The organism is Cupriavidus sp. 8B (assembly GCF_054589115.1).
The window spans coordinates 29520-41526 of sequence record NZ_BAAILO010000385.1 but is presented as its reverse complement, the minus strand read 5'-3'; the positions used below and the strand labels follow the sequence as shown (position 1 = coordinate 41526).

At 64.9% G+C, this 12007-nt stretch carries 11 protein-coding genes; 6 read left to right on the top strand and 5 right to left on the bottom strand.

Translation table 11 applies throughout. The features are described 5' to 3' along the window. Positions 1-314 precede the first annotated feature (314 nt). Together ACYP5B_RS37415 and ACYP5B_RS37410 are read right to left on the bottom strand one after the other, a co-directional pair. Positions 315-1136 carry an alpha/beta fold hydrolase gene (locus ACYP5B_RS37415; RefSeq protein WP_459572930.1) on the bottom strand — a complete coding sequence of 274 codons (822 nt, stop codon included), beginning with the start codon at positions 1134-1136 and terminating at the stop codon, positions 315-317. Positions 1137-1175: 39 nt separating this feature from the next. After that, positions 1176-1871, bottom strand: a complete 696-nt coding sequence (locus ACYP5B_RS37410; protein ID WP_459572929.1) for a dienelactone hydrolase family protein — start codon at positions 1869-1871, stop codon at positions 1176-1178. Positions 1872-2115: 244 nt separating this feature from the next. Here ACYP5B_RS37410 and ACYP5B_RS37405 point away from each other — a divergent pair, with 244 nt between their 5' ends. Continuing rightward, a complete protein-coding gene (locus ACYP5B_RS37405) occupies positions 2116-2922 on the top strand; it encodes an alpha/beta fold hydrolase (protein ID WP_459572928.1) in 807 nt (268 codons plus the stop codon). Positions 2923-2971: 49 nt separating this feature from the next. Here the strand turns inward: ACYP5B_RS37405 and ACYP5B_RS37400 are convergent, their stop codons facing one another. The 3 genes from ACYP5B_RS37400 to ACYP5B_RS37390 all read right to left on the bottom strand — a co-directional run bounded on the left by ACYP5B_RS37400 (position 2972) and on the right by ACYP5B_RS37390 (position 6299). Then, the gene (locus tag ACYP5B_RS37400) at positions 2972-3976 is read right to left on the bottom strand and encodes a Bug family tripartite tricarboxylate transporter substrate binding protein (RefSeq protein WP_459572927.1); all 1005 of its coding nucleotides are present in this window, start codon (positions 3974-3976) and stop codon (positions 2972-2974) included. A 28-nt stretch (positions 3977-4004) separates the two neighbouring features. Further along, a complete protein-coding gene (locus ACYP5B_RS37395; RefSeq protein ID WP_459572926.1) occupies positions 4005-5414 on the bottom strand; it encodes an amidase family protein in 1410 nt (469 codons plus the stop codon). A gap of 108 nt (positions 5415-5522) precedes the next feature. Continuing rightward, the gene (locus tag ACYP5B_RS37390; RefSeq protein WP_459572925.1) at positions 5523-6299 is read right to left on the bottom strand and encodes a FadR/GntR family transcriptional regulator; all 777 of its coding nucleotides are present in this window, start codon (positions 6297-6299) and stop codon (positions 5523-5525) included. A gap of 415 nt (positions 6300-6714) precedes the next feature. On the opposite strand from ACYP5B_RS37390, the gene ACYP5B_RS37385 reads away from it, so the two are divergent. The 5 genes from ACYP5B_RS37385 (at position 6715) to ACYP5B_RS37365 (ending at position 11698) form a co-directional block, all read left to right on the top strand. After that, complete coding sequence (locus ACYP5B_RS37385) at positions 6715-7227, top strand: DUF6622 family protein (protein ID WP_459572924.1); 513 nt, start codon at positions 6715-6717, stop codon at positions 7225-7227. 61 nt (positions 7228-7288) lie between these two features. Then, positions 7289-8197 carry a sterol desaturase family protein gene (locus ACYP5B_RS37380; RefSeq protein ID WP_459572923.1) on the top strand — a complete coding sequence of 303 codons (909 nt, stop codon included), beginning with the start codon at positions 7289-7291 and terminating at the stop codon, positions 8195-8197. Next, positions 8190-9305, top strand: a complete 1116-nt coding sequence (locus ACYP5B_RS37375; protein WP_459572922.1) for a sensor histidine kinase — start codon at positions 8190-8192, stop codon at positions 9303-9305. The genes ACYP5B_RS37380 and ACYP5B_RS37375 overlap by 8 nt, the downstream gene beginning before the upstream one ends. A 56-nt stretch (positions 9306-9361) precedes the next feature. After that, positions 9362-10180 (top strand): LytR/AlgR family response regulator transcription factor, encoded by an 819-nt coding sequence (locus ACYP5B_RS37370; RefSeq protein WP_318238220.1) that lies wholly within the window; start codon positions 9362-9364, stop codon positions 10178-10180. Positions 10181-10345: 165 nt separating this feature from the next. After that, the gene (locus ACYP5B_RS37365) at positions 10346-11698 is read left to right on the top strand and encodes a metallophosphoesterase family protein (protein WP_459572921.1); all 1353 of its coding nucleotides are present in this window, start codon (positions 10346-10348) and stop codon (positions 11696-11698) included. Positions 11699-12007: the final 309 nt, after the last annotated feature.

Genomic DNA, 12007 nt, shown 5'->3' with positions numbered 1-12007 from the left:
CGCAATCCGGACCACTTCAAGATCGCCGTCTACTTCCACTGCGGTGGTCTCAACCTACATCCGGCTGCGCTGACCCACACGAAAGTCGGATGAACCACTTTTCTTTACGAGTAAAGAAAAGTGACATCTCACACGTTCTAAAACGGCCAACACCGTACAGCCGCGACAGCAGCTAGAAGCATCAAAACCCCGACCACAAGAGACCCCCCGCGTCAGCGGGGCTAGAAACCATACACATCTCGCACATCAGCGGCTTGCGCAGCCCGATCGCCAAGGGGAACGCCGGAAATTGCTGCATTCCCCTTGCCATCTCCCTACCCCTGAATAAACTCAAGCAAATCCTGATTGATCAAATCAGGATTGGTAGTACACATCCCATGCGGCAGCCCCTTATAAACCTTAAGCGTGCCCTTCCTCACCAACTCAGCAGACAGCAAAGCCGAATCCGCAATCGGCACGATCTGGTCATCGTCCCCATGCAGGATCAGCACCGGCACATCGATCTTCTTCAAGTCTTCCGTAAAGTCCGTTTCCGAGAACGCCTTGATGCAATCGTAGTGCGCCTTGATCCCGCCCATCATTCCCTGGCGCCACCAGTTCTCCATGATGCCTTCGGATGGCTTTACGCCTTCGCGGTTGTAACCGTAGAAGGGGAACGGCACGTCCTTGTAGAACTGCGCCCGGTTGGCGGCGAGCTGCGCGCGAAAGCCGTCGAACACCTCTAACGGCAAGCCGCCGGGATTGCTGGCGCTCTTGATCATGATCGGCGGCACGGCGCCGATCAGCACCGCCTTGGCTACGCGTCCGGCGCCGTGCCTGGCCACGTAGCGCGCCACTTCTCCGCCGCCCGTGGAATGGCCGATGTGCACGGCGTTCTTCAGGTCCAGGTGGGCAGCCAGCGCGGCTACGTCCGCGGCGTAGGTGTCCATCTCATTGCCGGTTGCCGTCTGGGTGGAGCGGCCATGGCCGCGGCGGTCGTGTGCGATCACCCGGTAGCCCTTGGACAGGAAGAACAGCATCTGTGCATCCCAGTCGTCCGCGCTGAGCGGCCAGCCGTGATGGAACACGATGGGCTGGCCTGTGCCCCAATCCTTGTAGAAAATGTGCGTGCCGTCCTGGGTAGTGATCGTACTCATGGAATGATCTCCTTGCGGGTTGGAGTGGGCCCTGCCGGGTTACTGCATCGCTTGAAAGAAAGCCAGCGTCCGCGCATTGGCGGCCTTGGCTGCGTCGGCGTTGTAGTGCACGCCATCGTTGCGCGCGAAGGCGTGCATGCAGCCGGGGTACGTATGGATTTCTACTCTGGGGCGGTCGCGCAGGGCTTCCATGATTGTTGCGCGCGCTTGCGGCGGCACGAACTCGTCTTCTTCCGCGATGTGCATCAGCAGCGGCACTGACAGCTTGCCGGCTTCGGCCAGGTGCTTGTCGATGCCAACGCCGTAGTAAGACACCGCCGCATCTGCGTTGGTGCGCACGGCAGTCAGGAATGCCAGCAGCCCGCCGAGGCAAAAACCGACGGTGCCTACGCCGCCGCTCACACCCGGCTCTTTGCGTGCGGCCCGGATGGTGGCATCGAGGTCTGCCACGCCCTTGTCAACGTCGAACGCGGTGTAGAGTGCCAGCGCCTTTTTCCATTCGGCCTCGGTCTTGTCGGTCAGCTCCACATTGGGTTCTTGCCGCCAGTACAGGTCGGGGCAGATGGCGACGAAGCCCTGGCTGGCAAAGTCGTCGCAGGTCTGCCGCATGTCCGCGTTGATGCCAAAGATCTCCTGGATCACGACAATGGCAGTGCCGCGTGCGTTGGCGGATGGCGTGGCCAGATAGGCGGCAAAGCTGCCGTCGGCCACGTCGATGGTAATGCGCTTGCCCATGGAAAGTCTCCTTTGCATTGGTGTGCCACTTGTACCACCGTACAGTTATAGACGAAATCGTTGGCGACGAAAGACCAGCTTGCGTGCGCGTAGGTGGGGCCATTGATCTCATGGGCGGCGTACGTTTCTGAGCCAATAGATTGCTGCTAGGTAGAATTCGCAAATGGCAACGGGGACCCGCGGTAGTCGCCGTCATTCAATCGCATGTCGTTGGCCGCATGTTTGCACCAGGAGTCATTTCAAAATGGAATCCTTCGATGACGACCTTACCCACTTCGAGGCGCACGGCGCCGCGCCGCTGCCGGCCACCGGCGATGCTGGTTACGTGGACAATGACGGTGCCCGAATCTGGTACGCCACGTACGGGGCCGGCACGCCCGTGATCCTGCTGCATGGGGGTCTCGGCCATAGCGGCAATTGGGGCTATCAGGTTCCGGCGCTGGTCAGCGCCGGCCATCGCGCCGTGCTCATTGACAGCCGCGGACATGGCCGCAGCACGCGCGATGCACGACCCTTCACCTATGAGTTGATGGCGTCCGACGTGCTGGCCGTGATGGACGCCTTGCACCTTGATAAGGCCGCCATTGTGGGTTGGAGCGACGGTGCTTGCATCGCCTTGATCCTCGGCATGACAGCCCCTGAGCGCATCGCGGGGGTGTTCTTCTTTGGCTGCAACATGGACCCCAGCGGCACAAAGAAGATCGCGCCGGGTGCGATCATCAACCGATGCTTTGCCCGGCACGCCATGGACTATGCGCAGCTGTCAGCCACGCCGGACGAGTTCATTGCGTTCGTGGGCGCGGTCAGCGAGATGATGAAGACCCAGCCCAACTACCCCGCGCGCGCGCTGGCTGATATCCGTGTGCCGGTAGCCATCGTGCAGAGCGAGCATGATGAGTTCATCAAACGCGAACATGCCGAATACCTGGCGCGGAGCATCCCCGGGGCGGAGTTGGTCCTGCTGCCGGGGGTGAGCCATTTCGCGCCGCTGCAGAGGCCGGCGTTGTTCAACGGGGCTGTGCGGGATTTTCTTGGGAAGGTTGCTTCTTGAACAAGCGAACGTGAGGGCCGCGTCCGCTTGTCGAGAATCGGCGCCCCCCTCAATCCCCCTTGAACCCTGAAGCCTTGATCACCGGCGTCCAGCGCGCGGCAAGCGCGTTCGCATACCTGGCAACCTCATCCGGCGCAGCACCAGGCAACAGGTCATACCCCGTGCGCCCCAGCTTCTCCCGGACATCCGGCATGGCCAGGACCTTGCGCACGGACTCGTACCATTGCGCGGCCACGTCGGGCGCGGTGCCCGCGCGCACGTACAGCAGGTAACGCGACGAGGTCACCAGGTTTGGAAATCCGGATTCGGCAAACGTGGGCACGTTGGGCAGCGCGTCGGCGCGCCTGTCACCGGCCACCGCCAGCACGCGGAGCTTGCCCGCGCGGTGGTATTCCATGAAAGTGGTGGTTGCGTCCATGCCGGCCGATATCTGGTTGCCCATCAGGTCCGTGACAAGGGGTCCGCCCCCGCGGTAGGGCACCAGCGTGCTGCCCGTATGGGACTGTGCGACGAACTCCACCGCCAGGAAGTGGAGCAGCGTACCAACCGTGCTGATGCCAATGGAATGCTCGAAAGGCCGGGCCTTGGCCGCCTGGACAAAATCGGCCAGTGTCTTGATCGGCGAGCTTGCACTCACCGCCAGCCCGAACTGAACGCCAGCCACGTCGGTGATCGCCTTGAAATCGGTGACGGGATTGAAGCGCATGTTGTTGTAGATCAGCGGGCCGACGAACATCGGATCCACTGGCGCCAGCAGCACGGCGTTGCCGTCGGCGGGCGCGTTCTTCAGGACTTCTGCCGCCACGCGGGTGCCGGCGCCGGGACGGTTGTCGACGATGACGGTGCGGCCCATCGCGTCCTTGAGTTTCTCCGCCAGCAAGCGTCCCATGAAATCGGCCGGCCCGCCCGCCGGGAACGGCACGATGATGCGCGAGACGGTCTGGCCCCAGGCCGCGCGCGAGATCACGCTGCCGGTACACAGGACGGCGGCGGTACCGGCCAGCATGGCCCGGCGCGAGAGGCGCACGGCGTCGAGAGGGTTGTGGTCGTTCATGCGTTGCTCCTGGTTTGTTTGCGGGGGATTACCGGGCGGTGAATGGGGTGAAGTGCGCTGCGTCTTCGATGACCTGGCCTGCTTGCAGCAGCAGGTCTTCCCTGAAGCGCCAGGCCATCAGTTGCACGCCAACTGGGATGCCGCCGGCCATGCCTGTGGGTACCGAGAGCCCCGGCATGCCGAGCATGGCTGTGGCGAGCAGTGGGCTCTGGGCATCGAGCAGCGCGTGTGTTTGTTCCAGCGTGCCGATGTCCGCGTCTTGCGCGCAGGGGCGCTGCCATGACACCGGCATCAGCACCAGCGGATAGTCGTGCAGGAAGACCGACCAGTTGCGCGCCAGTGTCTGGCGCCGCGCCAGCGCATCGAGAAAGCCATCGCGGCTGGTTGGCGCCATGCCCTCGATCATGTTGCGTTGGCTGCGCCGCATGGCTTCGTCGCCGTGGTGTTCCACGCCCGCGATGATGTTGCGGCGGCTGTCGTCGGTGATCAGCGTGCGCCATAGCGCCGCGGCTTCGAGGAAATCGGGCAAGGCGGCTTCTTCCACCGCGTAGCCGGCTTGCTGTAGCCATTGCGCGGCACTGTCCAGCGCCTGGCTGACCGCAGGATCGATGGGGATGCCCGGGCAATGCTTGAAGAGCGCCACTCGGATCGGGCCCACGGGTGGCGGCAACTCCAACGGCGCCGGGACCCACGCTGGATCGCGCGCGTCGTAGCGGGCCATGGCGTGATAGCCGAGCCGCAGGTCGGCCATGCTGCGGGCCATGGCGCCCTGCACTGACATCAGTTGCGGCGTGATGCTGCGCTCGGCGCTTGCGCTGGGGTTGTACGCGGGCACGCGGCCTACCGTTGGCCGCAGACCGGGTACGCCGCACGCATAGGCCGGATAGCGGATGGAGCCGCCGATGTCGTTGCCATGGGCTAGCGCGCCCATGCCGCAAGCCACCGCGGCAGCGGCGCCGCCACTGGAGCCGCCGGGCGTGATATCCGCATCCCAGGGGTTGAGCGTGCGGCCGTGCAGGCCGTTGTCCGTGAACCAGCGCGACGAGTAGGTGGCCGTATTGCTGCGGCCGACGATGATGGCGCCGGCATGGCGCCAGTGCGCCACCACGGGCGCATCTTCGCGCGCGATGTTGTCTTTCTGCGGGATCACGCCGTTGGTGGTGGCGTGTCCTGCCTGGTCCACGTTGATCTTGATGGTGACCGGCACGCCGTGCAGCGGGCCGAGCTGGGCGCCGCTCGCGACCAGCTGGTCGGCCGCATCGGCACTCGCCAGCGCTTCCTCGGCCAGTACCTCTGCCAGCGCGTTGATGCGCGGGTTGAGTTGTGCGATGCGCGCAAGCACGCTGGCGGTGGCCTCGCGGCACGAGATGTCGCGGCTGCGCACGGCGGCGGCGATGTCGACGGCGCTCCAGCGCCACAGCGTTTCGGGGGTGTTCACGTTGGGACTCCAGGAATTTCGGGCAAAAGGATCCCGCCCCCCATGCAAAGCGGGAGTTCGGCGAGGCGGACGGTGGGTGCCGGCGGGCAAAGCCCGCGCGACGGCGGGTTAGTCGCTCGGGTGCATCAGCAGGCTTCCCCGGTCGACGCGTGATTCGGCCTCATGGGCCAGGGCTTCGGCATGCTCCATATGCTCCTGCATGAGCGCGCGCGCACGGTCGGCATCGCGCGCGCGGAAGGCGTCCATCAGGCCCGAGTGGCTGTGGATGATTTCGTCGTCGAAACGGTCAAAGCTCTCCTGCGCATTGCGCACGACGATCACGCGGCGAATGATGTCGTTGAGCAGGCGGCAAAACAGCGCCAGCATGGGGCTGCTGCACGCATCGGTCAGCCGGTCGTGAAACAGCAGGTCCGCTTCGCGCCGCTCGTTCCAGTCCGCGCTGCCGCCGTGCGCCGGATGGCTCAGGCCGATCAGCGCATCGAGATCGGCCAGGTCGGCGTCGGTCAGGCGCAGTGCCACGTTGGCAGCCAGTTCGGGCTCCACCGCGCGCCGCAGGGCGTACAGCGTGGCGATATCAACCGGCTGGAAGTAGAGGAAGTTGGAGACGGCTTCCAGGCAGCGGTCGTACGAAGGCTGCGCCAGCGTGGCGCCGCCGTTGGGCCCGGTGCTGACGGTGACCAGGCCCTGCACCTGCAAGGCGGCCAGCGCCTCGCGCACGGTCCCGCGCGCCACGCCCATCTGCTCGATGAGCGCGGCCTCCTGCGGCAGCTTGTCCCCCACCTTCTGGTGCGTCTGGACGATCCAGCGCTTGATGTCGGTGACCACCTGGTCGGAGCGCTTCACGCGCCTGGTGCCCGATATTTTGGGCTTGGGATCCTTGGACATCGCTTGCAGCCTATTTATGATCATAATTATCATGATTATGATCGGCTGGCTGGTTCTTCCAATACGGGTATTCCCTGCGAGCTCGCATTCTCTATGCGCGTTTTGGCTTTGTTCAGGAGGGACGTTTCGAGAAGCGGATACGTCTGCCCGATGGGTCATACCTGGCGGATATCTACATGGCCAGATTTCCTCAGCCTGGATAGAGGCCAATTGGCGCTCCCCCGAAAGCGAAGCTGGGTACACCCGGCACCGGCTGCCACGCGCCCGGCTGGCAGCCACGCGTTGGTGACTCGCCCGGCACCGCCTACACTTCGCGACACCATCCGGCGTTTCATCGCAGTGACCTGCCCACCGCGCAGGTGTGCGCCGAACATGAGCACCATCGCGTTTCCCCTGACAAGACTGGAAGCCCACCATGCTCACCGGAATCCTCCACCACACGCCCCTCCGGGTCTGGGCCTTGCTCGCGGGCCTGATCGCGCTCGGCCTCTCGCAAACCGTCCCCAGGCGGATGACGCCGGCCCGCGCCACGGCAGTGCCCATCGCCATGGCACTGGTCTCGCTGGGCGGTGTCATCTCGGCCTTCTCGCGGCAGCCGCTCGCGCTGCTTGGATGGGGAGTCGGCGTGGCTGCCGCCATGACGCTGGCCAACGCCATCGGCTCGTGGAACGGCATTCGCTGGCTGGAGGCGGATCGCCGCCTGATGGTGCCCGGCAGCTGGGTGCCGCTGGGGTTGATCCTCTGCCTGTTCATCACCCGCTTTGCCGCAAACGTTGCCATGGCAGTGAACCCCGGCTTGCTGTGGCATGGTGGCGTGGCGATGCCGATCGGCTTTATCTACGGTGCCGTTAGCGGTATCTTTCTGTCACGCAGCCTGGCCACCTGGAGGCTGACCCGGCAGGCAATGCCCAACAGCGTGCCGGGCTGATCACTCAGGCCGCCACTGAAGCCAGCAACCGCTGTCCCGAACCACGTCCAGGCCTGCAGTCATGAACGCACTCGAGAAGTTTCAGCTGTTTATCGCGGCCCCGTCGGTGCTGGCATTCGCCTTGATCGAGGCCATCATCTTGTCGCGCCGCCAGCGCTACGACTGGCGGGCGTTCGGGGTGTCGGCGCTGGACCTGGTGGCGCGCATTGCGGTGGGGATTGCCTTGCCGCTGTCGATCGCGGCGCCACTGGTGCGGCTGGCTTTCGAGCACCGCTTGATGACGATCCATCCCAGCGGCTGGATCGCGCTGCCGCTGCTCTTTATCGGGCAGGAGTTGTGCTACTACTGGTATCACCGTGCGGCGCACAGGGTCCGATGGTTCTGGAGCAACCACGCGGTGCACCACTCGCCGAACCAGCTGAACCTGTCGGCTGCGTTTCGCATCGGGATTCTCGGCAAGCTGACGGGCACGGCGCTGTTCTTCGCGCCGCTGGCGTGGATTGGCTTCGAGCCGCGGATTGTGTTTGCCGTGTTGTCGCTGAACCTGCTCTATCAGTTCTGGATACATGCGACGTGGATTCCGCGGCTGGGCTGGCTGGAGGGGATCATCAATACGCCATCGGCGCACCGGGTGCATCACGCGTCCAACCTTGAGTATCTGGATGCGAACTATGGCGGTGTGCTGGTGGTGTTCGATCGCTTGTTTGGCACCTACGTGAAAGAGCGCGAAGACCTGCCCTGCCGGTATGGCCTGGTGCATCCGATCGAGAGCGCGAATCCGCTGCGGATCGAGTTCACGCAGTGGGTGCATCTGTTGCGCGACCTGGCCGGGGCGCGCAGCCTGCGCGCGCTCCTCGGGTACTTGTTCATGCCGCCGGGCTGGACGCCGCATGGCGAGGGCAATACCACGGCGGAACTACGCGCGCGGCGCCCTCAGGCCGAGATGTCGCGGGGGGTTGCCGGTGGCTGACATCCGGCCCCAGCGCATCACGCGCTATCCCGCTAAGGAACTGGCCTGGCTGTGGCGCGAACTGCGGATTGGCGTGCCGGTGGCGTTCGGCGCCGCCGGCTTCTTCACCATCTTGTTCCGCGAGCCGTTTGGCGCGAGCCTGGCCTATTCCCTCTGCATCACGGTGATGATCCAGTTCCTGATAAAGGTGGGCCGCTATGGACTGCTGCGCTGGCTGCCGGATCACTCAGCAGGGGCCACTCCCGGCGCGCCCGCCACGCAGCGGCGCTGGCCGGACTGGAAGTGGATGGCCCCGTGGATTGTCGTGTCGGGCGTGGCGGGCTACTTCGGCGGGCATGCGATCGGCGACGTGCTGACCGGCGGCCATGGCGCGCCGGCGGATCTGGCGCAGAATCCGCGCGCCCTGCTGCTGAGCATGACGGTGGTGCTGGTGCTGGCATTCGCCATCTCCTACTTCCACTATGCACGCGGCCGCCTGGCGGCGGCGGAGGCGCGCGCGCAGGCGGCCATGCGCAGCGCCGCGGAGAATCAGCTGCGGCTGCTGGAGTCGCAACTGGAGCCGCACATGCTGTTCAACACGCTGGGCAACCTGCGCGTGATGATCGGCCAGGATCCGCAGGGCGCGCAGGTGATGCTGAACCAGGTGATCTCGTTCTTGCGCGCCACGTTGCAGGCCTCGCGCTCCGGCTCGCATCCGCTGTCTTGTGAGTTCGATCGCATCGCGGACTATCTGGCGTTGATGCAGGTGCGCATGGGCGCGCGGCTGCAGATCGAGCTCGACCTGCCCGCCGGGCTCGCCAGCTTGCCGGTGCCGCCGCTGCTGCTGCAGCCGCTGGTGGAGAACGCCATCAAGCACGGCCTGGAGCCCGTCGTATCGGGCGGCTGGATCAAGGTGACGGCGCGACGCGAAGGCGGCGAACTGGTGCTCTGCGTGCGCGATACCGGCGCGGGCTTGAGCGAACTGCCGCCCGGCTCGGATTGCTTTGGCACCTCGCAGGTGCGTGAACGGCTCGCCCAACTCTATGGCAACGCGGCGAGCTTCCAGTTGCTGCCCGCCGGGGATGCCGACGGCGGCACGCTGGCCATCCTGCGCCTTCCCGTATCCTGACCAACTGAACAACTGCCCGACTGGCCCACTGCCGCCCCCTGCCCTCTATCGCATCCATGCAAACTACTGCCCTGATCGCCGAAGATGAAGCGCTGCTGGCCGCGGACCTCCAGGCGGAGCTGGTCCGCCTGTGGCCCGAGCTGGACATCGTCGCGACCGTAGGCGACGGCGATGCTGCCGTAGCCCAGGCGCTCGCGCTGCAGCCGGACCTGCTGTTCCTGGACATCCGCATGCCCGGCATGAGCGGGCTGGAGGCAGCGCAAACCCTGGCCGAGGACTGGCCCGACTCCGCCAGGCCGTTCCCGCTCATCGTCTTCGTGACGGCCTACGACACATACGCCCTGCACGCGTTCGAGCATGCGGCCGTCGACTATGTGCTGAAGCCCGTGCAGGCAGAGCGCCTGGCAAAAACCTGCGCGCGCCTGCAAGCCACCTTGCAGCAGCGTGCGGCCCCGCAGGCGGCCTCGCCGTCGCTGGACGCCGCCATGGACCAGCTGCGCGCGCTGCTTGGCGCCGGCATGCCCAAGCCGCTCGCCGCGCCGGCGGCCAGCCCGTTGCAGGTGATCCAGGCGAGCGCCGGCAATACCATCACGATGGTGCCGATTGCCGAGGTGCTGTATTTCGAGGCCGCGGACAAGTATGTGCGGGTGGTCACCGCGCAGCGCGAGCACCTGATTCGCATGTCGCTGCGGGAGCTGCAGATGCGGATCGATCCGGCGTGCTTCTGGCAGGTCCACCGCAGCACCATCGTGCGCTGCACGGCCATTGCCAGCGCGCTGCGCGATGACAGCGGCAAGCTCACCCTGACCTTGCGCGACCGGCCGGAAAAGCTGGGCGTCAGCCGGCTTTATGCGGACGCGTTCAAGGGGATGTAGGTGCCATGCCGCCGGAGCCGCATCTGCGCCCCGTTCTACAGCCGCCCCCTATGTTCGTTCCCGCACGGACATAAGGACAAGGTAGTGCATAGATAGAGCCAATTTGCCCCGCAAGTCACATGACTCCGCTTCATCGCATTAAGAGCGGGGCGCCTGGAGCGACAGATGGCACATCTTCCTGATAGTCCCGGCGACGAACACGAAAGCGAAATCACGCTGGTGCTCAATATGGAGCCCGAGGTATTCATGGGGGTGCGCGATGATTTTCTCGCGCGCCTTCACGCGGTACTCGGCGTTGAACCTGGCGCCATCGAGATCACCAGCATCCGGCACGGATGCACCAAGGTATCGCTAAAGAGCAGCAGCAAGATCGCCGCCAGGATCCTGGCCCTGGCGAACGCGTCCGCGCTGGCCGAGCAGGAAGAGTCGGAATTCCGCATCTGCTTTCGCGTGCGCTCCGGTCACTTCAGCGAGCACGAGGTGCTGATCCGGCGCGACGGGCGCGAGTTCACGTGGCTCCATCTGTCGGACGTGCACTTTGAAACCGCTGCGAACGCCCATGCGGGCAGCCAGGACCGCGTGAAGAAGGCGTTCCTGGACGATCTCGAATCCGTCCTTGACGATGACGATCTCAAGCCGGATGCCGTCTTTGTCACCGGCGACATATCCAAGACCGGGACGCCCGCGGAGTTTGACAAGTCCTTTGATTTCTTCACGCAATTGCGGGACAAGCTACCCAACAAGCGGGCTCGCTTCCTGTTTGTCCCGGGCAATCACGATGTCGACCGGGGCGTCGTCAAGCGCTTCATCCGGGAGGAGGAAAGCGCCAAATCCCGGCTCACCGGCAACGAGGCGATCATCGACTACCTCACCTCCCCGGCCTGCAAGGACGATCGCGATCGCGTGTTTGCCAGGCTGGAGAACTATTTCGTTTTCCTTGGCAAGTGCCAGGCGCTGGGCCAGCCCGCCATCAATCACGGGTACTTCTACACCGACAAATGGCAGCACAGCGGCATCACGGTTGGCGTAGCAGGCATGAACTCGGCCTGGCGCTGCAGCTCTGACGGGGATCGCGACAACCTGATACTTGGCGTGCCGCAGATCGACGCCAGCATCGACGGGCTGGCCGGCGCGGATCTGCGCATCTTGCTGCTGCATCATCCCGCGGAGTCGGACTGGTTTATCCGGGACGACATTCTTTACCAACGGGCAAAGCTGGGATCGTTCGATTTCGTGCTGCGCGGGCATGAGCACGATCCGCACGGCGCGTCCCTGCGGCAACTGGATGCGGATCCGAATTTCCGCTTCGCCGCCGGGGCGCTATACACCCACGAGAAGTACCCAAAGAGCTTCAACGCTGTGCGGGTGAACCTGGATCACGGATCCGCACGCCTGTTTTACTGGCGCCTGTCGACGGGAAAAATGGAATGGGTGCGGGACGTGGATTTCCACAGGGATGGCAGCATCCAGTTTCCGCTCGGCCAGAAGATCAAGGCGCGCCTGGCGGCGCGGGCTTGACCGCATCCACAGGCGTGGCGGGCGCTTGCGCGCCACGCCCGCCCTCCCTTTGCCTGGCCACATCTTGTACGGCGCGGCTCACGGCTGCCTGCAGCGCTGGCCTGCTATCGGCCAGCACGCTCCCCTTCAGGCCGGCCCGATGGGCGTGAATGGCGAGCAGCTTGCATGCCAGGCGCATGTGGAGATCGTGTGCTCCGGCGATAACCCCATGCCAGCAAGGCCATCCCCTCCCGCATGATCCAGCGCAGGTGTCTGGGTGCCACCGACTCCTTGCGCAGCGTGTTGGCGCCGCACCATCATTTCCCGCCG

Excerpts from the sequence above, each read along its gene's own strand:
- ACYP5B_RS37385 (WP_459572924.1), top strand. The coding sequence starts at position 6,715 with ATGCTCACCGGAATCCTCCACCACACGCCCCTCCGGGTCTGGGCCTTG.
- ACYP5B_RS37365 (WP_459572921.1), top strand. The coding sequence starts at position 10,346 with ATGGCACATCTTCCTGATAGTCCCGGCGACGAACACGAAAGCGAAATC.
- ACYP5B_RS37370 (WP_318238220.1), top strand. The coding sequence starts at position 9,362 with ATGCAAACTACTGCCCTGATCGCCGAAGATGAAGCGCTGCTGGCCGCG.
- ACYP5B_RS37390 (WP_459572925.1), bottom strand. The coding sequence starts at position 6,299 with ATGTCCAAGGATCCCAAGCCCAAAATATCGGGCACCAGGCGCGTGAAG.
- ACYP5B_RS37410 (WP_459572929.1), bottom strand. The coding sequence starts at position 1,871 with ATGGGCAAGCGCATTACCATCGACGTGGCCGACGGCAGCTTTGCCGCC.
- ACYP5B_RS37380 (WP_459572923.1), top strand. The coding sequence starts at position 7,289 with ATGAACGCACTCGAGAAGTTTCAGCTGTTTATCGCGGCCCCGTCGGTG.
- ACYP5B_RS37405 (WP_459572928.1), top strand. The coding sequence starts at position 2,116 with ATGGAATCCTTCGATGACGACCTTACCCACTTCGAGGCGCACGGCGCC.
- ACYP5B_RS37415 (WP_459572930.1), bottom strand. The coding sequence starts at position 1,136 with ATGAGTACGATCACTACCCAGGACGGCACGCACATTTTCTACAAGGAT.
- ACYP5B_RS37400 (WP_459572927.1), bottom strand. The coding sequence starts at position 3,976 with ATGAACGACCACAACCCTCTCGACGCCGTGCGCCTCTCGCGCCGGGCC.